Consider the following 26,390-nt stretch of genomic DNA (forward strand, 5'->3'; position numbering starts at 1 on the left):
TTCAAGAAAGTTTTAGGTTATTTTTCTTTTTCCAGAGGCGGTGCGATATACCATTTGATGAAACTGATACCTCCGACCGAATACGATGCCGATGTACCGAATGCCATCTTGCCGTCTGCCGAAACGTAGTTGATATATCCTGTAGGGATAATGATGCCGTAGGTATCGTATGCCCAATCTGCTGTGTCGCCGAGGTCGGTTTGTGTATTCAAATCGTAGACTTTGCCGGTAGTTACGCCGAGCGTACCCAAACCGATGAATGCGATGCCGTCGTCGGTGACGAACTGTCCGCCCGATTCGCCGTAGTCCTCTACGATGATGGTCTTTTCGGTCTCGGTGTTGTAGAATGCGGCGTAGTTTTCCTGGTCAATCGGCTGTTCGGTTTCCGGGTCGAACTCCTTGCGGTAACGGCCGGCTATCCATTTTCCCGAGGGGCTGACCTGCGTATTCCATGCCTGGCAGATGATGCCGTTCACATAGGTATATTCGTATTCCCTGCCGTCCGGTCTGGTCCAGACACCGGAGACCATTTCCCGGACATCTTTGCCTACCCATTGCGGTGCATCGAAGCCATTGCCGTTCCTTTTCCAGTACAGCATGCCGAAATCGTAGTTCTCCCAGGAGGTACCGTAAGCGACTTCGCCGTTGGCGGAGATGCCGCGGGCCATGACGCCGGTTGTAAGCTCCTGCTCTCTGAATCCTTTTTCGGGCATGGGCAGCACTTCGGGTACGCCGTCCGTCCAGAGCAGCGGATGATAGAGACCGCCGAGATGACCGTTTTTGTCCATTGCGTAACCGACCCAGTATTTGCCGTCTGCAGAGGTTGCCTCTACCTTGGGTTTACCTTCGAATCCTGCAGGTACGGCTTCCGGAATGGTAATATTGCCCGAGGTGTCGATGGCTACCTGACCGCCGTGCATACCGTCATTGATAAACAGGAGTCCCTGGTCGGTGATGCAGCTCGCTTCGGTCATGTAATAAAGCGCTTCGGGAAACGGGCCGTGTTGGTAGGTTTCGCCCGTTCGGAGATCGATGATGACAGGCGAATAGAGCCACGAGTCATCCGGCGCGATGGAAGGGATAATTCCTCCGACATAATTTCCGCTCGGCGATATGACGGCACCCTGTTGGAATGTATCCAGTTTTCGAAGACGGGCGAACAGGTTGTCTGCGGCGAGCTGCGTGACGAGTATCTGCTGCGAGGCCTGACCCGCGGAAACGGTGATGCGGGCCTCCCGTTCGGTTCCGGAGGTGTTGTCCTCGACGGTGATTGTCAGGCTCTCCCCGTCCTGTCCCTTTTCGGCCGTTACCCAGGAGGCGTCCGGGGCAGCGCTCCATGCGGCGGGAGCTGTGATGACGGAGACCGTCAGGGGTTGGTTGTCCTCGCCCTGGAAGGTACATGCCACCTGACTGAGGTCGATGTAATGGAACTCTTCCTTGTCTTTGGCACATCCTGTCAGTGCCGCGGCAGCCAGAAGGGCGGCGAGGCTTTTGTGCAGATAGTTTTTGTTCATGGTTGGATGGTTTGTTAATTTTTTGCTTAAACAAATTTTCCCCGGGAAAAAAGTACTTTATGTGCGGATACAAACATAATAATAAAATAAAATTAATAATAATATATGTTGGGAAATTTGCATCTTTTGCCGCGGATGTTTCAAAGATAGTTGTGATGTTGCGGTATTTCTGTGTCCTGTTGCAGGAATATGGGAATAGGCGGGTGTCGTTGTGCAGCTTTTGACATTTCGTTATTTGCTGAGGCGGCGGTTTTTGCTGGTAAGTAATTGATAGTTTGCTGTTTATTGTTTGTTTCGGTAAGACCTGGACGAAAAACGGCCGCCCCTTAGGGGCGGCCGGAATGATGTACGCCCTGCAGGGCGTACATTGCCGGGAATCAACCTTGTACGTGAATCTCGAATTCGCCTTCAAACGTACCGGTCACGCTGTACTTGGCGTCGCTCGTGAAGTCGAACGTGATGGTATAGACCTCGCCGTTGCGCGTTACGGTGGCGGTACCTTCCGATATCAGTGCGTTTTCCGTAATGTTGGACTCTTCGACACGCGAATACCAGCTCCCCTGCGGAAAGACGTAGTTCCATGTTTCGCCGCCTCCGCGTATCTCGCCCGGGTTGAGGCTCGTACCGCCGTCGCCGAAGGCTGTGACGGTGTAAGTCCCGTCGGGAAGATAGTATTCGTTGTCGTCGTTGAGTGTGAGCGGGTCTGAGTAGAAGTAGACGCAGAGTTTCTCGCCCGTTCCGACGTAGTAGTTCGGGTAGTTCGTTTCATCGTAAGTGATGCCGTCGCTCCACAGGCGCAAATCCCAAAGGGTACTTGGTTCATTGCGGTAGTCGTTGTTGGGCGCTACCAGAGCGTAACAGTACGTCAGATTCATGCTGACATCTTCCGTGATGGTACTCAGAAAATCGGGCTTTCCCTGCTGGGATGCCTTGATTTCGAACGGGCCGATACCCTCCGCATCGGTGGTGACCGTTATGGTGGCGGTGCGTGTCTCGGGCGAATCGTTCCGGAGATTGAAGTTGATGGTGATGAGATTGACGGTTTCGCTTTCGTATTTGCTGACCTGCAGCCAGTCGTTGCCGCCCGATTCGTACTGCGTCTTCACGTCCCAGATGACGTTCACCGGCGTGACTGCGATTTGGAAGGAGGCGGAACCCTTGTAGTCGGCGACGAATCCTTCGGCCGGCAGTTCTCCTCCTTCATAGGACATCGAGAAGGAGGGGGGCAGCACCTTGGCCTCCTGCGTCACGCGGATGGCCTTCGGGCCTACCGACTCCGCACTCGGCGTCAGGGTGACGTTCGCCGAACGTTCCGCCGTGTCGGGATTGTCCTGCACCGTGACGGTCAGCGTCGTCTCCCCTTCGGTACCTTCCGTCGCAGAGAGGGTTATCCACTCTTTGGCGGCCTCATCAACCGCGGCGCTCCAGGTAATCCCCTCGCCCGAAGCGGTCACCTTCACGCTCTGGCCTGCGGCACCCTCGGCCTCGAAAGTCAGCGCCGCCGGGTCTACCGTCAGCGAATAGACCTCCGGAGTCTCCGAACCGGCCTGCGTAACGGTTACGCTCTTGGTCTTGATATCCTTGTTGTCGAGCGGTTTGATGGTGATGGATGCGGTACGTTTCTCGGCGGTCGGATTCTTGGCGACCGAGACCAGCAGTTTTCCGGCCGTTCCGTCGTCCACGGTAATCCAGTCGGCCGAGGCGGAAACGGCATATTCCCACTCCACGCCGGTGGCGGTTACGGTAATCTCCTGCGGAGTCGTATCCTCCGCCCCGAAGGTGAGCGACGAGGGGGATACTTCGAGCGATGCGGTGGTTGACTCACCGTCGGTCGGCGAGCAGGCTGCGGCGAGCAGGCAGGCCGCTGCAACGAACAATATCTTTTTCATAGTCGTTTCTGTCGTTTGCAAAGGCTGCGGCAACCTTACCGGAATGCCGCTGCCTTCAGTCATTATACACTTAATTACTTGGCTATGGGCGGTACGATGTACCAACTGACGTAGGTGACGCCGCCGGCCGATGCCATCGGCATGGAGCCGTGAACATGTTTTCCGTCGGGCGATACGTAGCTGATGAAGCCGCTTTCGGGGATAATGATGCCGTAGGTGTCATAGACCCAGTCGGCCATGCTGCCGAGGGAGGTACGGGTGTTCAGGTCGTACACCACGGCGGAGGAGACGCCCAGCGTGCCGATGCCGATGAAGGCGATGCCGTCGTCGGTCACGTACATGCCGGTGGAGTCGCTGTATTCGTCCACGATGATGGTCGTTTCGGTTTCCGTGTTGTAGAATGCGGGCGTTTGGGTGATGCTGAACGACATGCCGCCCTCGTTCGGCTCTTCGGTGCGGTAGGTGGTGGCAATCCATTTGCCGGAGGGGCTGATTTTGGTCAGTTCGGCGGTGCAGATGCAGCCGTAGACCTTATGGGTTTTGTACTCGGTGCCGTCACCCATCTGCATGGTGATTTCGGTGACTTCCCTGACGTCTTCGCCGACCCATCTCGGTTTTGCGGTGTTTTCACCGTTGTTTACCCAATAGAGCATGCCGAAGTCGGAGTTTTCCCACGAGGTGCCGTAGATGATACTGCCGTCGGCGGAGATGCCGCGGGCCATGACGCCTACCCATATCTCCTCGTCGCGGTAGTTCAGGTCGAGCATGGGAAGCTCGTGCGGTACGCCGTCAATCCAGAGCAGCGGATGGGTGAGGCCGCCGTTGCTGCCCGATTCGTTCTGGGCAAAGCCGACCCAGTATTTGCCGTCGGCCGAGGTAGCCTGTATCTCCGGACGGAACCTGTAACCGGCCGGTGCTTCGGGAATGAAGATTTCGCCCGAGGTGTCGATGGCTATCTGACCTCCGTTGTAGCCGTCGCTGATGAAGAGCAGTCCCTGGTCGGTGATGGCCATTGTCTGGTGGAGGTAATAGAGCGATTCGGGGAAGGGGCCGAATTCATAGACTTCGTCCGTTTCGGTGTCGACGATGGTCGGCGAGTACTGCCACGAATCGTCCGGTGCGATGGACGCGGTGAATCCGCCCATGTACCTTCCGCTCGGCGACATGACCGCGCCCATCTGGAAAGTTTCGAGCCTGCGGTAGCGGGCGAATTCGCTGTCGAGCGGAAGTTGGTTCACCCGAATCTGCTGCGAAGCCTGGCCCGCTTCGATGGTTATGGTGGTATTCCGTTCGGCACCGGTGCCGTTGTCGTCTACCGTGATGGTGAGCGTCCTTTCGTCCGTGCGTTCGATTTTTACCCACGTCGCGCCGGGCGTGGCCGTCCATTGGGCCGGGGAAGCCTTGACGTCGACGGCGAGCGGGGAGTTCCCTTCGCCGAGGAACGAACAGGCCACCTGGCTGAGGTTCACGTAGTGTACGTTGTCTTTCGTCTCGGTGGTGCAGCCGGTGATGAAAGCGGACGAGCATATGGCCGCCGCAATGAAGTTGAATAAAATCCTTCTCATAGATTTAGTGCGTTTTAGTGGTTATTGAATCGGATGGTATGCATTTCACTACCGTTCATAAGCAAATATACGAATGAAAATCAATAATAATTCCTGCTTGTTAGTTAATTTGCATATTAATTATTAGTGAGTGAATATTTAACCGATGCGACACAATGGTCGGAATGTGTTAATTAATTTATGAAGAATGTTGCTAATTTTTCATTTCTGCCGTGTTTCGGGGTAAAATAAAATGACAGACGGGGCAATTCTGAAAAACTGCCCCGCCTGTCATGTCGTGTGAATTCGCATCATTGCGTACGAATATCGAGCGCACCCTTGAACGAACCGGTCACCTTGTAGCCGGCATCGCTGGTGAAATCGAAGGCGATGTCATACTCTTCGCCGTTTCGGGTCACGGTTATCGTACCGCCGGTGATGCAGGCATCGCCCGTCACGGTATCGTTTTCCATGCGGATATACCAGGTACCGCTCGGGAATGTCGGGTGGGAGTAGCCCCAGCGTCCGGCCGTAATATCGCCTGGCTGGAACTCGTATGCCGTGTCGTCTTTGGTGGCGGCTACGGTATAGGTACCGTCGGGGAGGTAGTATTCGTTGTCGTCGTTCTGCTGTATCGGTTCGGTATAGAGGTAGACGCAAAGTTTGTCGCCCGTTCCGGTGAAATTCCCCACGAAATCGTATTCGATTCCCTCATCCCAAAGGATAAAGTCCCAGGCAGTTTTCGATTCGTTGCGGTAGTCGTTGTTTACGGAGGCAATTACCCGATTCCGGGTAAGCACTCCGAAATCGACATCCTCTTCGAGCGTACTGAGAAATTCGGGCTTGCCCTCCTGCGTCACGGGAATCTCGAACGGGCCGATATCTTCCACATTCGTGGTGACCACCACTCGGGCGGTACGCGGGTCGGAGGAAGTGTTCTCCCGCTTGTCGAGATTGCAGGCAATATGGATTTTGTTTACATTCTCGCTCTCAACCTTATTGGCTTCGAGCCAGCCGGAGCCGCCGGCTTCGTATTCCACTTTCACGTTCCATTCGACATTCACCGGAACCACGTCCACATCGTAGCTGGTTTCTCCCTTATAGTGAATGGTGAATCCCTCTTCGGGAATCTCTCCGCCGTTGTAGGACATCGAGAAGGAGGGGGGCAGCACCTTGGCCTCCTGCGTCACGCGGATGGCCTTCGGGCCTGCCGACTCCACGCTCGGTGTCAGGGTGACGTTCGCAGAACGTTCCGCCGTGTCGGGATTGTCCTGCACCGTGACGGTCAGCGTCGTCTCCCCTTCGGTACCTTCCGTCGCAGAGAGGGTTATCCACTCTTTGGCGGCGTCCTCCACTGCGGCGCTCCAGGTAATCCCCTCGCCCGAAGCGGTCACCTTCACGCTCTGGCCTGCGGCACCCTCGGCCTCGAAAGTCAGCGCCGCCGGGTCCACCGTCAGCGAATAGACCTCCGGAGTCTCCGAACCGGCCTGCGTGACGGTTACGCTCTTGGCCTTCACGTCGTCGTTGTTCACGGGCTTGACGGCGATGGATGCGGTACGCTTCTCGGCCGTCGGATTCTTGGCTACCGAAACCAGCAGTTTTCCGGCCGTTCCGTCGTCTACAGTAATCCAGTCGGCCGACGAGGGAACGGTATATTCCCATTCCACGCCGGTAGTGGTCACGGTAATCTCCTGCGGAGTCGTATCCTCCGCACCGAAGGTGAGCGACGAGGGGGATACTTCGAGCGATGCGGTGGTTGACTCACCGTCGGTCGGCGAGCAGGCTGCGGCAAGCAGGCAGGCCGCAGCAACGATACCCGTAATAAAGATTTTTTTCATGGCGTTGGTAGTTTTTCTGGTTAGCGAGGGAGAAAGCTTTTTCGGAGCTTGAATCCTTCATAAACAAATATAGCAAAAAAATAATTAATAATTTGAGTATGTCGGTAAATTTACATATTTGGCGATGAAAGATGTAAATGTAACATTGGTGCTATGTATGCTTTCACGGCTTCGCAAGGGAACATATATTACGCAAAACCGGATTGCTATTCAGCAATCCGGTTTTGCGTAAATAATCGTATAGCAGGGACTATTGAGCATGAATATTATCGAATACTCCTTCGTATTTTCCTGTTACTTTATACCCGGCGTCGCTGATGAAATCGAATATAATATCGTATGTCTCTCCGCTGCGGGCCACGGTCATCGTACCTTCCTTGATGCAGGCATCGCCCGTTGCGACATCGTTTTCCATACGGATGTACCAGGCGCCGCTCGGGAACTGCGGGTGGGAGTAGCCCCAGACTCCGCCTTCTATCTCTCCGGCTGCGAAGTCGTGCCCTTCCGTTTCGGGGCCGGGTACTACGGTATAGGTACCGTCGGGAATGTAGTATTCGTTATCGTCGTTCTGCTGTATGACATCGGTATAGAGTTTGAAGGTTAATTTGTCGCCTGTTCCGGTGAAGTTTCCCACGTTGTCGTATTCAACCCCTTCATTCCAAAGAATCAAGTCCCAATAGGTGCAGTCATTCTGTCTGGTTTCATTGTTGGGCGCAACGATTATTCTGCCTTTCGTGAGCACTCCGAAATCGACATCCTCTTCGAGCGTGCTGAGGAATTCGGGCTTGCCCTCCTGCGTCACGGGAATCTCGAACGGGCCGATATCTTCCACATTCGTGGTGACCACCACTCGGGCGGTACGCGGGTCGGAGGAAGTGTTCTCCGAATTGAAGATACTGACGCCGATATTGATGCGATTGACTGCATCCCCTTCGATTTTTTCCGCCTGTAACCAATCGGAGCCTCCCTCGTCGTATTCCGTTTTTACGTTCCATTCGATATTGACGGGAACAACATCGATACTGTATTTGTTTTGCCCCTTATAATCAATGATAAATCCCTCCTCCGGTACGTCGCCGTCGTTGTAGGACATCGAGAAAGAGGGGGGCAGCACCTTGGCCTCCTGCGTCACGCGGATGGCCTTCGGGCCTGCCGACTCCATACTCGGCGTCAGGGTGACGTTCGCTACGCGCTGTACGGTTTCGGGATTGTCCTGTACGGTGACGGTCAGCGTCGTCTCCCCCTCGGTACCTTCCGTCGTCGAAAGGGTTATCCACTCTTTGGCGGCCTCATCAACCGCGGCGCTCCAGGTCATCCCCTCGCCCGAAGCGGTCACCTTCACGCTCTGGCCTGCGGCACCCTCGGCCTCGAAAGTCAGTGCCGCCGGGTCTACCGTCAGCGAATAGACCTCCGGAGTCTCCGAACCGGCCTGCGTGACGGTTACGCTCTTGGCCTTCACGTCGTCGTTGTTCACGGGCTTGACGGCGATGGATGCGGTACGCTTCTCGGCGGTCGGGTTTTTGACTACCGAAACCAGCAGTTTTCCGGCCGTTCCGTTGTCCACGGTAATCCAGTCGGCCGACGAGGGAACGGTATATTCCCACTCCACGCCGGTAGCGGTCACGGTAATCTCCTGCGGAGTCGTATCCTCCGCCCCGAAGGTGAGCGACGAGGGGGATACTTCGAGCGATGCGGTGGTTGACTCACCGTCGGTCGGCGAGCAGGCTGCGGCGAGCAGGCAGGCCGCTGCAACGAACAATATCTTTTTCATAGTTATCATTTAAGTTAAGTTACTTATTTCGCGAGGGGCGGTGCGATATACCAGTTGATGAAGGATACGCCCATTGCCGAAGATTCGGCCTTGGTGCCGAGCACGAACCGGCCGTCTGGGGAAATGTAGTTGATGTAACCGGCCGGAATGATAATGCCGTATTTGTCGTACACCCAATCCTGCGTGTCGCCCAGGTCGGTGCCCGTATTCAGGTCGTACACCTTGCCCGAGGAGATGCCCAGCGTGCCGATGCCGATGAAGGCGATGCCGTCATCGGTGACGTGTACGCCGACCGATTCGCCATAATCCTCCACGATAACGGTCGTTTCAGTCTCCGTATTGAAGAAAGCGGCTTTTTGTGTCGTGACTATCGAAATCCGGTCATCGGCGGGCGTTTCGGTGCGGTACGAGCTGGCAATCCATTTGCCGTTGGGGCTGATTTTGGTGAGCTGTGCCTGGCAGATGAGACCGTTTACCAGATGCGTCGTATATTCGGTACCGTCGCTCATCTTCATGGTCTCTTCCCAGACCTCTTTGACGTCATGGCCCACCCACTTGGGGGCTGCCGTGCTGGTACCGTTATTAATCCAGTAGAGCATGCCGAAATCGGAGTTTTCCCACGAAGTGCCGTAGATGATTTCGCCGTTTGCGGAGATGCCGCGGGCCATGCCGCCGTACCATGCCTCTTCGTTACGGTAGTTGAGTTCCGGCCAGGGCAATTCGTGCGGTACGCCGTCTATCCACAGCAGCGCTTTTTGCGGGGCCGGGTCTTCGAAAAGTTTGCCTTTCATACCGAAACCTACCCAATATTTACCGTCGGCCGACGTGCCTTGTATTTGCGGTTTGTTCGTGAAACCTGCCGGTGCTTCCGGAATGAAGATATTGCCGGTGAGGTCGATGGCTATCTGGCCGCCATGGAAGCCGTCGCTGATGAAGAGCAGACCTTGGTCGGTGATGGCCATGGTTTGCGTCAGGTAATGGAGCGATTCCGGATAGGGACCGAATTCATAGACTTCGCCGGTCTCCAGGTCCACGATGGTCGGGGAGTACTGCCAGGAGTCGTCCGGTGCGATGGAAGCGGTGAAACCGCCGGCATACTTGCCGCTGGGCGACATGGCAGCCCCCATCTGGAAGGTATCCAGCTTGCGGTACCGTGCGATGGCGCTGTCCTTCGGAAGCTGGTTTACCGTAATCGTCTGCAAGGCCTCTCCTGCGGCGATGGTGACGGTGGTACTGCGTTCCGCACCGGTGTCGTTGTCATCGACGGTCAGGATGAGTACCTTGCCGTCTTCGCTCTGCGTCGCTTTCACCCATGTGGCGCCGGGCGTGGCTTCGTATGCAGCGGGCGAGGCCTTGACGGTGATTTCGAGCGGCTGGTTGCCCTCGCCGAGGAACGAGCACGACACCTGGCTCAGATTGACATAGTGGAACGTCTCTTCCGTTTTTGTACATCCTGACAGACAAGATAGCAGCAACGTCGCTGCGGCGATTCCCGTAGTGAAGAGTCTTTTCATGGTTGAAGTAGTTTTATTAGTGTATAGGTTCATATCGGCTACGGCCCTGCCGGGCTATAGTCTTTAGTAGCAAATATATTAATAAAAATAAATAATAATTATGTATGTTTTTAAATTTACATATTTCTTGTTTTTGAGTAAAATTGTAACATTGGCGGTTTTCGTTTCCTCTCTGAAGGTGATGGGAAGGGCAAGTCGGGCGCGGGTGAGATGCGGAGGGCCGTCGGTACCGTTTCTTTGCGGAAGGGCACGCATTCGAGGGGAGATGCGTCCGCGAACGGCATGAAAAAAGCCGCGGCCAGGGAAAAGGCCGCGGCTTTTGCTCTCAGGGCGGGTTACAGCACCGTTACCATACGTTCACCCGTTTTTCGGGTGCGAGGTACATCGCATCGCCTTCGGTGATGTCGAATGCGGTGTAGAAATCGTCGATGTTGCGGAGCGTTACGTTCACCCTGTTCTTACCCAGCGAGTGCGGGTCTATCTTGGTCAGACGCAGTATCTCCTCCGGACGGATGTTCTGTGCCCATACCGTAGCGTAGGAGATATAGAAACGCTGGGCATCGGTATAGCCGTCTATCGGTTCGGGGCGCTCCTTGCCTTCGAGGCTGTTCTCGTAAGCCATGCGGGATACGAGCAGGCCGCCCTGGTCTGCGATGTTCTCGCCGAGGGTGTAGCTGCCGTTCGCATAGACGCCCGGAGCCACCTCCACTGCGTTGAACTGCTCTACGAGGATGTCGGTGCGTTCCTTGAAACGTGCGGCGTCTTCTGCCGTCCACCAGTCGTTCAGGTTGCCGTCCTTGTCGTAATTGCGGCCCTGGTCGTCGAAGCCGTGCGTCATTTCATGGCCGATGACTACGCCTATCGCACCGTAGTTGACTGCGTCGTCGGCATCCGGGTTGAAGAACGGAGGCTGAAGAATGGCGGCCGGGAAGCAAATCTCGTTGGTCGTCGGGTTGTAGTAGGCGTTCACGGTCTGCGGGCTCATGAGCCATTTGTCCTTATCGACCGGTTTGCCGACCTGCGAGAGCATGTAGTCCATCTCGAAGATGTTCGAGCGGCGCACGTTCGCCCAGTACGAATCGTCCTTGATGTCGAGGGCGGAATAGTCGCGCCATGTGTCCGGATAACCTATCTTCACACGGAAAGCGGCGAGTTTCTCCTGTGCGCGGGCTTTCGTTTCGTCGCTCATCCACGGCAGCGCCTCGATTCTTTCGCTGAGAGCCGTTTGCAGGTTGCCTACCATTTCGAGCATTTTCTCTTTCGACGATGCGGGGAAGTATTTCTCTACGTAGAGCTGGCCGAGCGCTTCGGAAAGGGCGCCGTCTGTCGTGTTGAGCGCGCGTTTCCAGCGCGGCTGCAACTCTTCGCGGCCCGACATCGCGCGGCCGAAGAAGTCGAAGTTGGCGTTCACGAAATCGTCGCTGAGGTAGGGAGCGGCCGCGCTGATAAGGTTATACTCCAGATAGAGCTTCTGCTCGTCGAGCGTGACGTCCTTCATGGCCTTGGCCAGGTCGTTGAAGAACCCCGTTTGTTTTACTACGATATTTTCGGCAACCGGCACTCCGAACGTGTCGAAATAGATGTTCCAGTCGAGCAGTCCGTTGGAGTTCACCCATTCCGTGCCGGTCATCTTGTTGTAGTTTTTATGGGAATCGCGGAGTACTTCGCGGCTGTAGGATGCGTCCGCTATCTTGTCCTCTATCTTCAGTACGGCCTTTACCGCTTCGTCGGCCTGCTCGGCGCTGTATCCCACCAGCGTGAAGAGCGTGCGGATGTACTCCTTGTAAGCATCCTTTATCTCTTTGGATTCTTCCGACAGGTAGTAGTCGCGGTCGCCCATGCCGAGGCCGGACTGGTAGAGGGCGGGAATGTTCATGGTGCTGTTCTTCTCGTCGGCATCCACGAAGGTGACGAAATAGGGGAAGATGCCCTCGCGGTGCAGCGTGGCAATCATCGCCGCGAGTTCCTTGTCATTCTTGATGGCAGCAATCCGAGCCAGCTCCTCGCGTATCGGTTCGGCGCCCTGGGCGTTGAGCGTCACGCTGTCCATTCCCAACTGGTAGAGGGTGGTTATCTTCTGGGGTATCCCTCCCTGCGTCTGGTCCATGGAGGCGGCCTCGTTCACTATCGTGCGTATCTGGTCGAGACTCGTATCGCCGAGCCGGTCGAAGATGCCGTAGCGCGAATACTGTGCCTGGAGCGGGTTGTTCTTCATCCAGCCGCCGTTGGCGAACTGATAGAAGTCCGTGCCGGGTTTTACCGAGAGGTCCATGTTGGTCGGGTCGAGTGCCGGTACGGATGCGCTCTTTTTCTCGTTGCCGCAGCCTGTCAGTCCGGCGATGCCGGCTATCAGCAGAGCGGATGCAATCATTGCTTTTCTCATATTTTAAACGTTTATCGATTTGTGTGTTTCGCTTTTCACGCAAAGGTAGGCGAAAATGTGATAGATTGTTATTGCGCGGGTCCATATTTTGGCCTGCAGGGGCTTCGGAAGGGCATTTCGGGCGGCGGATTATTTCGGGCGGGCACCGAAATGGCCGTCGCTCTCCCGTCGGCGCGAATCGAGTTTGACGGCGACGAAAAAGAGGAGCGTGAAGGCAAACAGCGACGACCCGCCATAGCTGAAGAGCGGCAGGGGAATGCCTATCACGGGCATGAGGCCGATGGTCATGCCTACATTAACGAGTACGTGGAAAAGGAAGATGGAGGCCACTCCGTAGCAATAGACCCGGCCGAACGCCTCCTGCTGTCTCTCTCCCATACGGATGAGACGCAGGATGAGCCAGCAGAAGAGCCCCAGTACGACGGCCGAGCCGACGAAGCCCCACTCCTCGCCCACGGTGCAGAAGATGAAGTCGGTGCTCTGTTCCGGAACGAAGTCGTATTTGGTCTGCGTTCCCTGCAGGTATCCTTTCCCGAAGAAACCTCCGGAGCCTATCGCTATTTTGGACTGATTGACATTGTATCCCCACTCCTGCGGGTCGCTTTCCACGCCGAGCAGGTTCAGGATACGTTTCTGCTGATGGAGCTGCATATGGTCGAAAACAGTGTCCACGACCTGGGTGAAGGCAACCGAACCGACGAACATTCCGATGCATATCAGAACGTTCTTCAGTTTCGCCCGCCAGGCATAGATGCCGACCGCAATGAGCGAGAGGCCCGCGGCGGCGAGCAGGCATCCGTAGAAGCCGGCCTCTCCCCGGGTGAGCAGGGCGGCCGCCAGATAGATGACGGCCGAGACGAGCGCCACGGCGGCCAGATACCGCACCTTGTCCCGCCATCCTCCGTTCATGAACCCTTCGATGAGGGTACAGATAACGATGACCGCCGCGAGCAGCGTCGCAGGGTTCCAGAGGAAGGAGAAGACGAAGAGGAAGACCACCATCCCCAGTGCGACGTAAACCCACGAATTGAAACCTTCGCGGTAGAAGACGATGAGAAAAGAGGCGAACACGATGGCCGAACCGGCGTCGTTCTGGAGCAGGATGACGGCCATGGGGGCCGCCAGCAGGAGCACTGCGAACAGCCGGCTCCGCCAGTCGGCCATGGAAAAGCTGTAGGAGCTCATGTAACGAGCGAGGGCGAGTGCCGTCGTAAATTTGGCGAACTCGGCGGGTTGCACGGAGAATCCGCCGAGGCGGAGCCACGATTTCGCGCCGTTGACCTCCGTGCCGATGAAGAGCGTTGCCAGCAGTACCGCGAGCATGAGGATGTAGGAGGGGTAGGCGAGGATGTGGTAGTAGATTTCGTCAATCAGCATGATGACCACCGCTGCAAGTACGCTGACGCCCATCCATATCAACTGGGAACCGTAACGGGAGTCCATGGAAAATCCTGCCCGGGCTGCATCGTCGAACACTGCGGCATAGATGTTCAGCCAGCCGAGGAGCATCAGCGAAAAGAATATCGCCACCGAACCCCAGTCGATGCCGTTGCGGGCCATGCGGTTGTTAGTGCTGCTGCCTGTCATAGTAGGGATAGGATATGGTCGTGTTCTTCACGTACTCTTTGAGGGCCGGCCTCGATATGCTGTCGGTCAGGTATTGTTCCACGATGAGGCTCGCTATCGGAGCGGCAATCGTACCGCCGAAACCGCCGTTCTCCACATAGACCGACACCGCTATTCGGGGATTGTCCATGGGAGCGAAGCAGAGGAACGTCGAGTGGTCTTCGCCGTGGGGATTCTGGGCCGTCCCCGTCTTGCCGCAGATGTCCAGCCCCGGGACGTAGGCACGACGGCCCGTCCCGCCGTCCGCATGCACCGCGTCGTACATCCCTTTGACAATATGGTCGAAATGGCGGCTCTCCACCTTCGTATAGTGTCTGTCGTAGAAGCGGGAGTCGACGGAGTCCCTTCCATCGATGTGTCTGACGATGTGCGGCGTGTAGTAGTAGCCCCGGTTGGCGAGTATCGCCGCGAGGTTGGCCATCTGCAGCGGCGTGCAGCCGAGCTCTCCCTGTCCGATGGAGAGAGAGATGACCGTCAACGAGTTCCAGCTTCCGCGGTATATCCTGTCGTAGGTCTCCCGTGTAGGAACGAATCCGGAAAGCTCTCCGGATAGGTCGCTGTCGAGACTGCGTCCGAAACCGAAACTCTCCACGTAGTCGTCCCACACTTCGAGGGCCTGTTTCGGGCTGTCGTAGCGGTTGTTGTCCAGCACGGCGCGGAACGCATAGCAGAAATAGGCGTTGCACGACATCTGAACCGCCTGCCGGAGGTTGACCGGCGAGTAGTGGTTGTGGCACTTCACGCCCTTGCCGATGGTGTATCCGCCGTGGCAGGGATATTTCCGGGAGGGGGTGACGACCCCTTCCTGCAGGGCGATGAGACCGTTGACGAGCTTGAATGTCGAGCCGGGCGGATAGCGCGACATGACGCCTCGGTTGAAAAGCGGCCGGCGCGGATTGGCGAGCAGTTTCATGTAATTGTTGCCCCGGTCGCGGCCGACCAGTTCGTCGGGGTCGTAGCCCGGACTGCTGACCATAACGAGAATTTCTCCCGTTGCAGGCTCTATGGCGATGATGCTGCCCACCTTGCCCTCCATCAACTCTTCGCCGAGTGCCTGCAGACGGGCATCGAGCGATGTGGTGATGGCCGTACCGGGTATCGCTTGCAGGTCGGCCGCGCCGTCCATGTATGGGCCCTTTTCGATGCCGTGCACGTCCACGATGCTTACTTTCATCCCCTTTTCGCCGCGCAGCACCTCTTCGTAGGTGCGTTCTATGCCCGACATGCCGCGATAATCGCCGGTCTGATAGTAATCGTCGCGGGCTATCGTCGCCGCGTCCACCTCGCTGATATAACCGAGCAGGTTGCCCGCCATCTTGCGTGGATAGGAGCGCATGGTCCGGTAGACGGTATAGAAACCGGAGAATTCTCCTTCGTCGAAAAGTAGTTTGGCCTCAAGGCTCATCTGTTTGACGATGACCGAGGGGCGGCGACGCGAGTATCGGGCGGCCTTGTCGAGCTCGGATTTCAGCTTTTCGGGCGTAACGCCCGCGATGCGGGCCAGGGCGAGCGTGTCGAACTCGCCTACATCGCGCGGAATGGCCATCAGGTCGTAGGAGGCTATGCTGCGTACGAGCAGTTCGCCGTTGCGGTCGTACACCTCGCCGCGTGGCGGGTGCTGCACCTCTTTCCGCAGCACGTTGTTCTGGGCGGCCCTTTTGTATGAATCGTCGAGTACCTGTATCTGGAAAAGACGCAGGAGCAGGATGGCGAAGGCCACGATAACGAATAAGGAGATTATTTTCGCCCTGCGGTTCATCTGTTTTATTCTCTCTGTGCCGCTGCCGCGCACGGCATACGGTTTCTGATATTCTGTTCTCTTTCGTCCGGTTTCCGTATCATGTCTGGGAGCCGTGCGACCTGCCGGTCGGCAGGAGGCTGGCGGCGAACCAGACCAGAAGCGTGGTCGTTACGGTGCTGCCTGCTATTCTCAGTAAAGTGAATCCGAAGTATTTGAAGGTCATCGCTTCGAAAAGAAAGAAGACCGTACAGTGTACGGCGAGGGTCGCCGCCGCATAACGCAGCCATTTCGTGCGTCCCGTGTTGAGCGGCAACGGCATGAAACCCTCCCGGGCCGCATCCTTGCCGACGGTCAGGCTGAACAGTGCAGGGCGCAGGAATCCCGTAGCCGTGGCGGCTATGGTGTTGAGGCCGGCCATGCCCGACAGGAGATCGACCGACAAGCCGAGCGCGAAACTCAATATCAATAGCAGTGCTCTGTCGATATTCGCCGGCAACAGGATGATGCATCCGGCATACACCAGCGGATAGAGGTACGGCGATACGGTCAGGTTGTCGAACAGGAACACCTGCAGCAACACCGATACGATGAATATGAGTCCGTATTCCGCTATTTTGTGCATACCCTTTCGTTATTTCTTTTTTTTGTCGGCATCGGAGAAGTGTTCTCCCGCGAGGGTTTCGAGCTCTTCGTAGTCTGTGTATTTCACGAGCAGCACGTCGGACAGTGCGTTCATCTTCGCGCCGAGCCGTATCTTTATCACATGGTATATTCCGTCCGGCGATTCGCTCACGGAGGCTACCGTACCGATGAAACAGTCGGGCGGGAACCGCAGCGAATAGGCCGACAGTACCGTGTCTCCCCGTTTGACATCCGCGTAACGGGGGATGTCTACCATGGTCATCTCCCGCGGGTCGGTGCCGTCCCAATAGACCGAACCGAAATATTCGCTGCCCTTGAGGCGGCCACCTATGCTGAAACTGCCGTTGAGTACCGACATGCAGACTGCGTAATGGTCGGAGTGCCTGCGGACATAACCAGCGACGGCACCTTCCGGCGACAATACCGCCATGTTCTCTTCGATGCCGTCGGCGGTACCTTTATCTATCACGAAAAAGTTGTCCTGCCGCGCGATGGAGTTGCTGACGACCTTTGCAGTTCCGAAGAGATATTTCATTCCGTCCGTCCGGGCGGCCAGTGTATCGCCTGCGGGTATGGCGGCATGTAGTCTGGTCTCGGCTTCGGCGAGGCGTTCGAGCAGCACGGCGTTTTCGCGCCGCAGCGAAAAGTAGTCTCCCGCCGAGGCGAAGAAGCCCTCTATTCCCCCGGTCACCCGTGCGGCGCCGGCGAGCAGCGTGGCGCGGGTATAGCTGGTCGAATTGGCGTAATAGCTTATCGCCCCTGCTTCGAGCAATACGAAGAGGAATACCGCATAGTACCGTTTGAAAAAGCGTACGAGCCTGTACATCTTGGCCTGTTAAAGTGGCGCCTGCCGTTTCGGGAATGCGGCAGGCGTCGTGACTCTTCACTGGTGGAGTGTGGGGCGGCCGTGCCGTTTCCGTTCCGTCGGCCAGCGCCTGTCATTTCATGAGGAACGAGAACTGGTTGATGTTCTTCAGCGCGATTCCCGTACCGCGTACTACGGCGCGCAGCGGGTCTTCCGCGATGTTGAAATGGATGCCGTTCTTGGACGAGAAGCGTTTGTCGAGCCCCTTGATGAGGGCGCCGCCGCCGGCGAGGTAGATGCCGCTCTTCACGATGTCGGCATAGAGTTCCGGCGGAACCATCTCCAAGACCTTCATGATGGCTGCGTCTATCTTGAGGAGCGATTTCTCCAGCGCGTAGGCTATCTCCGTGTACGACAGGGTAACCGTCGTGGGGAGCGCCGTGAGGATGTTCGGGCCCGTTATCACGTAGTCGTCCGGAGCCTCTTCGAGTTCGGGTACGGCAGCGCCTATTGCCATCTTGATATTCTCCGCGGTGCGTTCGCCCACCCGGATGTTGTGCTGCTGGCGGATGTAGTTCTGGATTTCTTCGGTAAATACGTCTCCCGCCACGTCGATACTCTCGCTGCATACGATACCGCCCAGCGATATGCACGCTATCTCGGTCGTACCGCCGCCGATGTCGATGACCATGTGCCCTTCGGGTGCCTCCACGTTGAGGCCGGCACCGAGTGCGGCCGCCATCGGTTCGTATATCATGTACACCTCGCGGCCGCCGGCGTGTTCGGCCGATTCGCGGACGGTACGTATCTCTACGTTGGTCGAACCCGACGGGATACAAATCACCATCCGCAGCGACGGGCTGAAGAGGTGGCCGCTCATCTTGACCTTTTTTATCATGCCCCGCAGCATCAGTTCGGCCGCATTGAAATCAGCTATCACTCCGTCTTTGAGCGGTCGGATAGTCCGTATGTTCTGGTGTGTCTTGCCGTGCATCTGCTGGGCCTGCTCGCCGATGGCTACCACCTTGCCGGTGTGTATGTCCATGGCGATGATGGAGGGTTCGTCCACGACGACTTTGCCGTTATATAGAATAAGGGTATTGGCGGTTCCCAGGTCTATTGCCAACTCCTGTGTCAATGAAAATAGTCCCATTTGTCCGGTCTTTGTATTGTATTCCCTGCCTGATTTTACCGATTGGCATCTGATTCCCCAATCAATTTACAAATATACTAATCTTTTTCTTTCACCGGGGCGCGAAATGCCGTAATCGCTGTCCGGTCGTTAAAATAGGCTGCGGATACCGGTCGGAACGGGGGCGTGGACGGGGAATTTACAGGATGCCTTTTCCGCAGCGATACCAGGTCAGGGCAGCCCTTTCGAGCTCCTGCATGAAGACCTCCTTGCCATCGCAGTAGCCTTCGATATCGTCGGGAAACCGCCGGGCCAGGGACTTTTTCAGCTCTCCGTAGCGGTGTGCCGTCGCAGGGTGTGCGCGCAGATAATCCCTGACGGCGAGGTGTCGTTCGATGTCGCGGACATTGTTCCGGCCGAAGATGTGTACCTGGTGTGTCCTTTCGTCGCCGCCTTTGCGGTAGTAACGCCGGCCGGGAATGCCGAATTCGCCCATGCATTCGTAACCCAGCACCTCGAACGAGGCGTCGAACCGGTCGATGGCCTCTATACTTCTGACCGTCGGCATGATGTCGATGACGGGTTTGGCCGCGAGGCCCGGTACGGATGTACTGCCGATGTGGTAGATGGCCACGAGTTCGTTGCCGAGAATGCGTGCAATCGTCGCCGCCTCATGTTCGTAGGCGGCCGGCCATTCGGGATTGTAGGGTACGACGCGGATGTTCATCTGAGTTCGTTCTGTGTCGGACGTATGTCCTCCGGCGGGCAGCCCTTTTTCGGCGGGTGCCGTGGACGGAGGTTGGTTGTAGAGGTAGCGGTTTTCGCGGAAGGTGTGCTGTTGTCCGAAATGCTCTCCGGTTTTGGGGAACTCCTTGTCCGACGGTCGGCCGGAACGGCGGGTTGTAGCCGGGATTACTGCCCCTCGTCTTCGAGGCAGGAGGCCAGCGCCGCTGCAAGCGCTTCATATCGGTTCGGGCGCGGCAGGTCGGGACAGACGATTTCTCCCGAGGGGGCGAGCAGAATGTATCGGGGTATCGTGATATTCCTGTTTTGATAGACCTTTTGGGTGATGTCTTCCAGCAGGGATTGACCGGCCCGGATGTGCCACCCGGCGAGCGCATGTTTTTCGACGGCCTTCGTCCATCTGTCGGCTGTCTCCGGTTTGTCTATCGAAATATATACCAGTTGCAGGTTGTCGTACCGGGCGGTTATTTCGTGCAGTTGTTCGGTAAACCGGAACTGCTGTCGGCAGGGGATGCACCAGCTCGCCCAAAGGTCTATCAGGCAGTAGCGGCCGCAGAGGCCGGGCAGCGAGACTATCTCGGCGAGGGTTTCGATTTCGTCCGTGACGTAACGGATTTCTCCGTCGTCTCGTGCGTGTTCCGTTGCTCGCCCTTTGCGCTGCCGTTCGAGCGAGGCGATGATGGCGGCGGATTCGGAACCGGGCGTCAGCGTGAATTCCCGGAGGGCATGGTGGAAAGGCTGGAACGCCCCGTCGACGGTGCCGAATAGTTTGATGGTCGTCTCCTTTTCGGCCGCGAGGAAGATGCGTGCCGGTTGGCCCTTGCATGTACCGGCTGCGAGAAGCAGCGCCAGGCAGGCAGCGAAGATTGATGTTCTCATAAGAAAACGGGCGGTGATACGTTTTGGTTACATGCTGCAAATGTATCCGTTCCGTTGTCGGAAAGCAACAGAATAGAGCGATATTTGTATTCTCCCGGGCGGGAATATCCGACATCTCGTGGATATTTGGTCCGATTGTGGCAAATAAACGTTAAATTGCAGTGCGTATGCCGGTCGTTTGCGGGAAGTGCGGGGCCGGGGCCCGTTTCCTGTCGGCGGCATCTGTTTTGCACCGTCGTTCGGTCCGCATGGCCGCAGCGGCATGCGGACCGAACGACGGATTGGAACGGACATGTAAAGAGTGATGATATGTTGAGGTTCGATTATGGAATGGCGGCGGCCGGTGTTCCGGTTTCCGCCATCGAAGCGCTCGGCCGGCGTGCCGGGGAGTGCAACCGGATGCTGGAAGAGGGTACCGGCGCCGGTGCCGATTTTCTGGGGTGGGTTTCGTTGCCCTCTTCGGTGACGGAGACGGAGCTGCGCCGGGTGAAGGATGCGGCGGAAAAGTTGCGTGCCGTGGCGGATGTGGTTGTCGTGGTAGGCATAGGCGGTTCGTATCTCGGTGCACGGGCGGTGCTCGAAGCGCTCGGCAATCCGTTCGCCTGTCTGCGGCGGGAACGTTCGGGGCCGGATGTGGTCTTTGCCGGACAGAATATCAGCGAAGATTATCTGTATGATTTGCTGGAAGCCTTGCAGGGGCGTTCGGTCGGGGTAATCGTCATCTCCAAGTCGGGGACGACCACCGAACCGGCGATAGCCTTCCGTATCCTTCGCGGCGAGCTCGAAAGACGTTACGGAAAGGCCGGGGCGCGGGAGCGCATCGTCGCGGTGACGGACCGTTCCAGAGGAGCCTTGAAAGGACTGGCCGACCGGGAGGGGTATGCGACCTTCGTTATCCCGGACGATGTGGGGGGGCGTTATTCCGTCCTGACCCCCGTGGGGCTGCTGCCGCTGGCTGCGGCGGGTATCGACATCGGTGCATTGGTCGCCGGGGCCCGGGAGATGGAGGCGGCGACGGCTGCCGGCGTGCCGTTCGGAAGGAACCCGGCGGAGCAGTATGCGGCGGCACGCAACGTGCTTTACGGAGCCGGATACAGGGTGGAGATACTCGGCAGTTACGAACCGTCGCTCCATTATGTCGGGGAGTGGTGGAAGCAGCTGTTCGGCGAGAGCGAGGGCAAGGAGGGGAAGGGTATCTTCCCGGCTTCCGTTACCCTGACCGCCGACCTGCACTCCATGGGACAATATATTCAGGATGGAGAGAGAATGTTGTTCGAGACGGTCGTTTCGGTCGCTTCGCCGCTTCACGAGTTGCGGATAGGGACCGGCGGAGACGAGGACGGACTCGGCTTTCTGGCCGGCCGGCGTTTGAGCGAGGTGAACCGCATGGCCGAAGCGGGCGTTGCCCTGGCCCATTGCGACGGTGGGGTGCCCAACCTGCGGGTGGACATCGACCGGGTAGATGCCTATGGTGTCGGAGGACTGCTCTATTTCTTCGAGCGGGCTTGCGGAATAAGCGGTTACCTGCTCGGTGTCAATCCGTTCGACCAGCCGGGCGTGGAGGCTTATAAGAGGAATATGTATGCCTTGCTCGACAAGCCGGGTTACGAAAAGGAGGGGCGTCGGCTCCGCGAACGGTTGAAAGAGCGGTAGTCTCTTTTTTCCGGATATCGGATTGATAAGGGCGTATCTGCGGGTTTCCGTCCCGCTACCGATACGCCTTTATCAATCCGGCATTTTGCTTTCAGGATTTTCCTGCTCGGCGGCATTTGTGCGGTACCGTCTTCTCAATGCTGTTTTGCGGCATCTTCTTTTCCTGTTTCGTCTTTTTCTGTGTCCGTTCGTCCCGGCCTCTTCTGGCCGGCTCCCTTTTCGGTACTCTCTTTCCCTGTATCGGCTGCCGTGCCCGGAAGGAACCGTCGAAGGATGTTCGCCGCTCCGTTCCGGATACATGTGTCCTGTGTTGTTGATAAAAAGTAAAATTTGTTTTTCTAAATGTAAAATATATTTTACATTTGCAGTGTAGTGTTGTATGTACCTGTACAAGTACGGGAAGAAAGTATTATCTAAAATTGATGTTTGTTATGAAAAAGGATTTCTTGTTTCCGCATGCGTGGCGGGTACCGGGATGGATACTGACCGCCCTGTTCGGTGCGGCCGGTCTTGCGTGGAGTATCGATTTTGTTGTATGGTATACGCCGGACGGTAAAATGCGGCAGGTCTCGGACCTGTTGGGAGGATGGATAGACGAGGTCATCGTCATCGGACTGATGGCCGGACTGTTGCTGGTCGCCTTTTCGCGCGAGCGCGACGAGGATGAATATACGACGCGTTTACGGGCTTCGTCGCTCGTGTGGGCCGTATTGGCCGACAGTCTTTTCGTGCTTCTTGCGACCTGTTTCCTGTATGAATTCGCCTACCTTTACGCTCTTTTCCTGCAGCTTTTTCTGCTGCTCGTACTGTACATCGTCAAATTCAGGACAGCGGTATGGCGGGCGAAACGGGAGGCCCGGAAGACAGGTATCTGATGTTTAAGGCAGTTGAAAGAGAGTTGAAGGAGATGAAAAACAGCATTAAAGTGCAGAGGGCCATGCACGACATGACCCAGCAGGAGCTTGCCGACCGGGTGGGAGTGAGCCGACAGACCATCAATGCGGTCGAACTCGGCAAGTACGTTCCGTCGGCCGTCCTCGCCATGAAGGTTGCGGCGGCGTTCGGACGGCGCGTGGAGGAGGTCTTCACGCTCGAAGAGGAGGATTGAGGCGCCCCGTACAGGTTGCCGGACGGTCATCGGGAAAACCTTCGGTCTGCTTTGGGACGGTCGGGAACGGGACATGCCGCATCTGAAAGTGCGGCATGTCCCGTCGTGTGTTGATTGCCGGCGAATTGCCGGGGTTGGCGGATTCGGGTTATTGTACATGTAGGTCTAAAATACCTTCGAACGAACCGGTCACTTTATAGCCGGCGTCGCTGGTGAAATCGAAGGCGATGTCATACTCTTCGCCGTTCCGGGTCACGGTTATCGTACCACCGGTGATGCAGGCATCGCCCGTCACGGTATCGTTTTCCATGCGGATGTATCAGGTGCCGCTCGGAAACTTCGGGTGGGAGAATCCTGCACGGCCGCACATGATATCTCGTGAAACGAATTGGTATGCACTATCTTCTATGTCTGCCGTAGTGACTGTATAAGTACCCTCCGGAAGGATGTAAATGTTGTCGTCATTTTTTTCTATGGGGTCTGTGTATAATTTCATGTGGAGGCGATTGCCAGTGCCGATAAACATTTGCGACGAGGTCAACGTAATGCCTTCATCCCACAATTTCAACTCCCACAGTGTGTATGGTTGATGCCTCAACTCGTCATTCGGATAGACAGCTATTCGGCTTTGGGTGAGCACTCCGAAATCGACATCCTCTTCAAGCGTACTGAGAAATTCGGGCTTGCCCTCCTGCGTCACGGGAATCTCGAACGGGCCGATACCTTCGACGTCAGTAGTGACAATCACGCGCGCTGTCCGCGGAGCGGAGTTCTCATTTTTTTTGTCGTTGGCATTGATGCTAATATTATGGATACCACTGTCTTCGTCTTTGAAGGGGTTTACTGTTAACCAATCTTTTTCTTTTTCGTTATCGTATGAGACCCGGACATTCCAATCGAGATTGACAGGAACGACATTGATTGTATAACGTTTTCGGCCGAGATAGTCGATAACGAACCCCTCCTCCGGTACGTCGCCGTCGTTGTAAGTCATCGTCAGCGACGGGGGCAGCACCTTGGCCTCCTGCGTCACGCGGATGGCCTTCGGGCCTACCGACTCCGCACTCGGCGTCAGGGTGACGTTCGCCGAACGTTCCGCCGTGTCGGGGTTGTCCTGCACCGTGACGGTCAGCGTCGTCTCCCCTTCGGTACCTTCCGTCGCAGAGAGGGTTATCCACTCTTTGGCGGCCTCATCAACCGCGGCGCTCCAGGTCATCCCCTCGCCCGAAGCGGTCACCTTCACGCTCTGGCCTGCGGCACCCTCGGCCTCGAAAGTCAGTGCCGCCGGGTCTACCGTCAGTGAATAGACCTCCGGAGTCTCAGAACCGGCCTGCGTAACCGTCACGCTCACGGGTTCCAAGTCATCGTTATCTTTGGCAGTTATCCGAATCGAAGCGGTACGTTTCTCGGCCGTCGGATTCTTGGCGACCGAGACCAGCAGTTTTCCGGCCGTCCCGTCGTCCACGGTAATCCAGTCGGCCGACGAAGGAACGGCATATTCCCACTCCACGCCGGTGGCGGTCACGGTAATCTCCTGCGGAGTCGTATCCTCTGCCCCGAAAGTAAGCGACTTGGGCGACACCTCGAGGGAAGCGGTCTCTCCGCCCCCGTCCTGCGGCGTACATGCGGCGGCGAGCAGACAGGCCGCCGCGATGAATAATAGCTTTTTCATAGTTGTATGTATTTAGGTTAGTGTAGTTATTCCTCGAGGGGCGGTGCGATGTACCACCAAAAGAAATTTACTCCGGATGCAGATGCCAATGGCGAAAATCCGAGTACACATGAACCGTCGGGTGTTATACGGCTGATGTTTCCGTCCGGGACGATGATTCCGTAATTGTTTTTTATCCAATCGGCCATGTCGCCGAGGTCGGTACCCGTATTCAAATCGTAAACGACAGATGATGTGGAGGCATATGTACCGATAGCGATGAAGGCGATGCCGTCGTCGGTGACATACATTCCCATGGATTCGCCGTAATCTTCTACGATAGTCGTCGTTTCTGTTTCCGTATTATAGAAGGCAGCTTTTTGTATTTTTTTGATTGCCTGCTTGTTTTCGCTTATTTCTTCGGTACGGTAAGTGCTGGCTATCCATTTTCCGGAGGGACTTATTTTCGTGGCGGTTGCATCGCAGATGAGACCGTCGGCAATATGGGTTTCGTAGGTTGTTCCGTCCGGACGTTCGAGTACGACAGGGGTTACTTTTCGTACATCTTCGCCTACCCATTTCGGTTTTCCTGTATTTTCGCCGTTGTTTACCCAATAGAGCATGCCGAAATCGGAGTTCTCCCACGAGGTGCCGTAGATGATTTCGCCGTTTGCGGAGATGCCGCGGGCCATGACGCCGACCCAGATTTCTTCATCGCGGAAATTTTTATCGGGTATGGGCAGTTCGTGCGGTACACCGTCAATCCAGAGCAATGGCTTGTACAAATATTCCAATCCATATCCTTCTTTTGCGTAACCTACCCAATACCGACCGTCTGCGGAAGTCTCTGAAATCGTTGGTTTACACTCGAACCCGCTTGGTGCTGCGGGAACAGTGATATTGCCGGTGAGGTCGATGGCTATCTGCCCGCCGTTATAACCGTCATCAATAAAAAGTAGCCCCTGATCGGTAATGCAGGATGTATTGGTAAAATAGTACAGTGCTTCAGGGAAAGGACCGAATTCGTAAACTTCGCCTGTTTTGAGGTCTATGATGGTTGGCGAACGAAGCCAGGAATCATCGGCGGCCAGAGAGGGGACATAACCGCCGATGTACCTACCGTTGGGAGACATGACGCCCCCGCTCGAAAAATTCAGCATCCTTCTGTAACGGGCGAATTCGTTTTCGGTGGGAAGTTGGTTGATTATAATCTCCTGTGAAGCCTGTCCGGCTGTTACGACGATGACGGTGTTTCTTTCCGTACCCGTATTGTTGTCCTCCACGGTTAGCGTGAGAGTTGTTCCGTTTTCGCTCTTTTCTGCCTTTACCCAGGTAGCCCCCGGCGAGGCTTCATATGCTGTGGGCGAAGTTTTGACGGTGATTTCGAGCGGTTGATTATCCGTGCCGAGGAAAGTACATGCAATCTGGCTGAGGTTTACGTAGTGGTACTCCTCTTGGTCGGTCGTACATCCTGTCAGCGCTGCGAGAACCAGAAGTCCTGCCATGCTTTTGTAAAATGGTTTTCTGTTCATGTTTGGATGGTTTTTTAGGTTTTTTGTCTGTACAAGGCCCCGGGGAAGTGTTTTTATGTACGGATACAAACATAATAATAAAATAAAATGAATAATAACACATGTTGTGAAATTTGCATATTTCTTTTTTGATGTTCCATGCATGTTCGGGTTGTAGATTGTCACGGCAGCGTGTTGCATGTATAAGGGGAGATATTCCTTGCAGCGTGTTATTTTTAACGGCGGGATTGATGAGATGAGCGGATTCTTTGTATTTATTTTATTGATTTATATATTTTGTGTGGTGGTTTGTTGCCGGGGAGAAAGAGGGGGCGGGAGAGGCTCCTGTGGGGTACATGTAAAATGATGACGTATTGTGCCGTGGTTGAATGGGAACTGACGGATGGCGGCGGTGTGGGGCTGGTATCGCCGGGGCACTGCGGCG

General features: G+C 56.1%; 20 protein-coding genes. 3 read left to right on the forward strand and 17 right to left on the reverse strand.

Going from position 1 to position 26,390, the window contains the following annotated elements; all coding sequences use genetic code 11:
• Positions 1–17: 17 nt before the first annotated feature.
• The 14 genes from BQ5361_RS00265 to BQ5361_RS00330 form a co-directional block, all read right to left on the reverse strand.
• A complete protein-coding gene (locus tag BQ5361_RS00265) occupies positions 18–1,514 on the reverse strand; it encodes a BACON domain-containing protein (RefSeq protein ID WP_052131077.1) in 1,497 nt (498 codons plus the stop codon).
• 377 nt (positions 1,515–1,891) lie between these two features.
• Positions 1,892–3,403 (reverse strand): BACON domain-containing protein, encoded by a 1,512-nt coding sequence (locus BQ5361_RS00270; protein WP_035473697.1) that lies wholly within the window; start codon positions 3,401–3,403, stop codon positions 1,892–1,894.
• A gap of 74 nt (positions 3,404–3,477) precedes the next feature.
• Positions 3,478–4,968 carry a BACON domain-containing protein gene (locus BQ5361_RS00275; protein WP_022064427.1) on the reverse strand — a complete coding sequence of 497 codons (1,491 nt, stop codon included), beginning with the start codon at positions 4,966–4,968 and terminating at the stop codon, positions 3,478–3,480.
• 290 nt (positions 4,969–5,258) lie between these two features.
• Entirely contained in the window at positions 5,259–6,785 is a 1,527-nt protein-coding gene (locus tag BQ5361_RS00280; RefSeq protein ID WP_035473700.1) for a BACON domain-containing protein, read from the reverse strand.
• A 250-nt stretch (positions 6,786–7,035) separates the two neighbouring features.
• A complete protein-coding gene (locus tag BQ5361_RS00285) occupies positions 7,036–8,556 on the reverse strand; it encodes a BACON domain-containing protein (protein WP_035473703.1) in 1,521 nt (506 codons plus the stop codon).
• A 23-nt stretch (positions 8,557–8,579) separates the two neighbouring features.
• Positions 8,580–10,070: a BACON domain-containing protein gene (locus BQ5361_RS00290; RefSeq protein WP_161940406.1), complete on the reverse strand. Its 1,491-nt coding sequence runs from the start codon at positions 10,068–10,070 to the stop codon at positions 8,580–8,582.
• Positions 10,071–10,416: 346 nt separating this feature from the next.
• The gene (locus BQ5361_RS00295) at positions 10,417–12,453 is read right to left on the reverse strand and encodes a M13 family metallopeptidase (RefSeq protein ID WP_035473709.1); all 2,037 of its coding nucleotides are present in this window, start codon (positions 12,451–12,453) and stop codon (positions 10,417–10,419) included.
• Positions 12,454–12,582: 129 nt separating this feature from the next.
• The gene (rodA, locus tag BQ5361_RS00300; protein WP_022063040.1) at positions 12,583–14,040 is read right to left on the reverse strand and encodes a rod shape-determining protein RodA; all 1,458 of its coding nucleotides are present in this window, start codon (positions 14,038–14,040) and stop codon (positions 12,583–12,585) included.
• Positions 14,021–15,838, reverse strand: coding sequence for a penicillin-binding protein 2 (gene mrdA, locus BQ5361_RS00305; RefSeq protein ID WP_022063041.1), 1,818 nt, complete (start codon positions 15,836–15,838; stop codon positions 14,021–14,023). Before mrdA ends, rodA begins: the two co-directional genes overlap by 20 nt.
• 79 nt (positions 15,839–15,917) lie before the next feature.
• Complete coding sequence (locus BQ5361_RS00310; protein ID WP_022063042.1) at positions 15,918–16,442, reverse strand: hypothetical protein; 525 nt, start codon at positions 16,440–16,442, stop codon at positions 15,918–15,920.
• Positions 16,443–16,451: 9 nt separating this feature from the next.
• Complete coding sequence (gene mreC / locus BQ5361_RS00315; protein ID WP_022063043.1) at positions 16,452–17,288, reverse strand: rod shape-determining protein MreC; 837 nt, start codon at positions 17,286–17,288, stop codon at positions 16,452–16,454.
• A 112-nt stretch (positions 17,289–17,400) separates the two neighbouring features.
• A complete protein-coding gene (locus tag BQ5361_RS00320; RefSeq protein WP_022063044.1) occupies positions 17,401–18,420 on the reverse strand; it encodes a rod shape-determining protein in 1,020 nt (339 codons plus the stop codon).
• A gap of 178 nt (positions 18,421–18,598) precedes the next feature.
• Positions 18,599–19,126 (reverse strand): GrpB family protein, encoded by a 528-nt coding sequence (locus BQ5361_RS00325; protein WP_035473712.1) that lies wholly within the window; start codon positions 19,124–19,126, stop codon positions 18,599–18,601.
• 185 nt (positions 19,127–19,311) lie between these two features.
• Positions 19,312–20,022: a TlpA family protein disulfide reductase gene (locus BQ5361_RS00330; protein WP_071424841.1), complete on the reverse strand. Its 711-nt coding sequence runs from the start codon at positions 20,020–20,022 to the stop codon at positions 19,312–19,314.
• Positions 20,023–20,331: 309 nt separating this feature from the next.
• On the opposite strand from BQ5361_RS00330, the gene BQ5361_RS00335 reads away from it, so the two are divergent.
• From BQ5361_RS00335 to BQ5361_RS00345, 3 genes are all read left to right on the forward strand, one after another.
• On the forward strand, positions 20,332–21,675 hold the full coding sequence (locus BQ5361_RS00335) for a glucose-6-phosphate isomerase (protein WP_071424842.1): 1,344 nt from the start codon (positions 20,332–20,334) through the stop codon (positions 21,673–21,675).
• A gap of 431 nt (positions 21,676–22,106) precedes the next feature.
• Positions 22,107–22,550, forward strand: coding sequence for a hypothetical protein (locus tag BQ5361_RS00340; protein ID WP_035473719.1), 444 nt, complete (start codon positions 22,107–22,109; stop codon positions 22,548–22,550).
• A 32-nt stretch (positions 22,551–22,582) separates the two neighbouring features.
• Complete coding sequence (locus tag BQ5361_RS00345; protein WP_035473770.1) at positions 22,583–22,783, forward strand: helix-turn-helix transcriptional regulator; 201 nt, start codon at positions 22,583–22,585, stop codon at positions 22,781–22,783.
• A 148-nt stretch (positions 22,784–22,931) separates the two neighbouring features.
• Here BQ5361_RS00345 and BQ5361_RS10635 read toward each other — a convergent pair whose 3' ends face one another.
• From BQ5361_RS10635 to BQ5361_RS00355, 3 genes are read right to left on the reverse strand one after another with little or no spacing between them, the layout of a single operon-like run.
• Entirely contained in the window at positions 22,932–23,093 is a 162-nt protein-coding gene (locus BQ5361_RS10635) for a hypothetical protein (RefSeq protein WP_154818432.1), read from the reverse strand.
• 9 nt (positions 23,094–23,102) lie between these two features.
• Positions 23,103–24,455, reverse strand: coding sequence for a BACON domain-containing protein (locus BQ5361_RS00350; RefSeq protein WP_071424843.1), 1,353 nt, complete (start codon positions 24,453–24,455; stop codon positions 23,103–23,105).
• A gap of 26 nt (positions 24,456–24,481) precedes the next feature.
• The gene (locus tag BQ5361_RS00355) at positions 24,482–25,966 is read right to left on the reverse strand and encodes a BACON domain-containing protein (protein ID WP_161940407.1); all 1,485 of its coding nucleotides are present in this window, start codon (positions 25,964–25,966) and stop codon (positions 24,482–24,484) included.
• Between the last annotated feature and the right edge of the window lie 424 nt (positions 25,967–26,390).

Origin of the sequence: Tidjanibacter massiliensis, from assembly GCF_900104605.1 — a bacterium.
GTDB lineage: Bacteria > Bacteroidota > Bacteroidia > Bacteroidales > Rikenellaceae > Tidjanibacter > Tidjanibacter inops.

Excerpts from the sequence above, each read along its gene's own strand:
- rodA (WP_022063040.1), bottom strand. The coding sequence starts at position 14,040 with ATGACAGGCAGCAGCACTAACAACCGCATGGCCCGCAACGGCATCGAC.
- BQ5361_RS00340 (WP_035473719.1), top strand. The coding sequence starts at position 22,107 with ATGAAAAAGGATTTCTTGTTTCCGCATGCGTGGCGGGTACCGGGATGG.
- BQ5361_RS00285 (WP_035473703.1), bottom strand. The coding sequence starts at position 8,556 with ATGAAAAAGATATTGTTCGTTGCAGCGGCCTGCCTGCTCGCCGCAGCC.
- BQ5361_RS00320 (WP_022063044.1), bottom strand. The coding sequence starts at position 18,420 with ATGGGACTATTTTCATTGACACAGGAGTTGGCAATAGACCTGGGAACC.
- BQ5361_RS00265 (WP_052131077.1), bottom strand. The coding sequence starts at position 1,514 with ATGAACAAAAACTATCTGCACAAAAGCCTCGCCGCCCTTCTGGCTGCC.
- BQ5361_RS00290 (WP_161940406.1), bottom strand. The coding sequence starts at position 10,070 with ATGAAAAGACTCTTCACTACGGGAATCGCCGCAGCGACGTTGCTGCTA.
- BQ5361_RS00345 (WP_035473770.1), top strand. The coding sequence starts at position 22,583 with ATGAAAAACAGCATTAAAGTGCAGAGGGCCATGCACGACATGACCCAG.
- BQ5361_RS00280 (WP_035473700.1), bottom strand. The coding sequence starts at position 6,785 with ATGAAAAAAATCTTTATTACGGGTATCGTTGCTGCGGCCTGCCTGCTT.
- BQ5361_RS10635 (WP_154818432.1), bottom strand. The coding sequence starts at position 23,093 with ATGGAAAACGATACCGTGACGGGCGATGCCTGCATCACCGGTGGTACG.
- BQ5361_RS00335 (WP_071424842.1), top strand. The coding sequence starts at position 20,332 with ATGTTGAGGTTCGATTATGGAATGGCGGCGGCCGGTGTTCCGGTTTCC.
- mrdA (WP_022063041.1), bottom strand. The coding sequence starts at position 15,838 with ATGAACCGCAGGGCGAAAATAATCTCCTTATTCGTTATCGTGGCCTTC.
- BQ5361_RS00295 (WP_035473709.1), bottom strand. The coding sequence starts at position 12,453 with ATGAGAAAAGCAATGATTGCATCCGCTCTGCTGATAGCCGGCATCGCC.
- BQ5361_RS00270 (WP_035473697.1), bottom strand. The coding sequence starts at position 3,403 with ATGAAAAAGATATTGTTCGTTGCAGCGGCCTGCCTGCTCGCCGCAGCC.
- BQ5361_RS00350 (WP_071424843.1), bottom strand. The coding sequence starts at position 24,455 with ATGAAAAAGCTATTATTCATCGCGGCGGCCTGTCTGCTCGCCGCCGCA.
- BQ5361_RS00325 (WP_035473712.1), bottom strand. The coding sequence starts at position 19,126 with ATGAACATCCGCGTCGTACCCTACAATCCCGAATGGCCGGCCGCCTAC.
- BQ5361_RS00355 (WP_161940407.1), bottom strand. The coding sequence starts at position 25,966 with ATGAACAGAAAACCATTTTACAAAAGCATGGCAGGACTTCTGGTTCTC.
- BQ5361_RS00310 (WP_022063042.1), bottom strand. The coding sequence starts at position 16,442 with ATGCACAAAATAGCGGAATACGGACTCATATTCATCGTATCGGTGTTG.
- BQ5361_RS00330 (WP_071424841.1), bottom strand. The coding sequence starts at position 20,022 with ATGAGAACATCAATCTTCGCTGCCTGCCTGGCGCTGCTTCTCGCAGCC.
- BQ5361_RS00275 (WP_022064427.1), bottom strand. The coding sequence starts at position 4,968 with ATGAGAAGGATTTTATTCAACTTCATTGCGGCGGCCATATGCTCGTCC.
- mreC (WP_022063043.1), bottom strand. The coding sequence starts at position 17,288 with ATGTACAGGCTCGTACGCTTTTTCAAACGGTACTATGCGGTATTCCTC.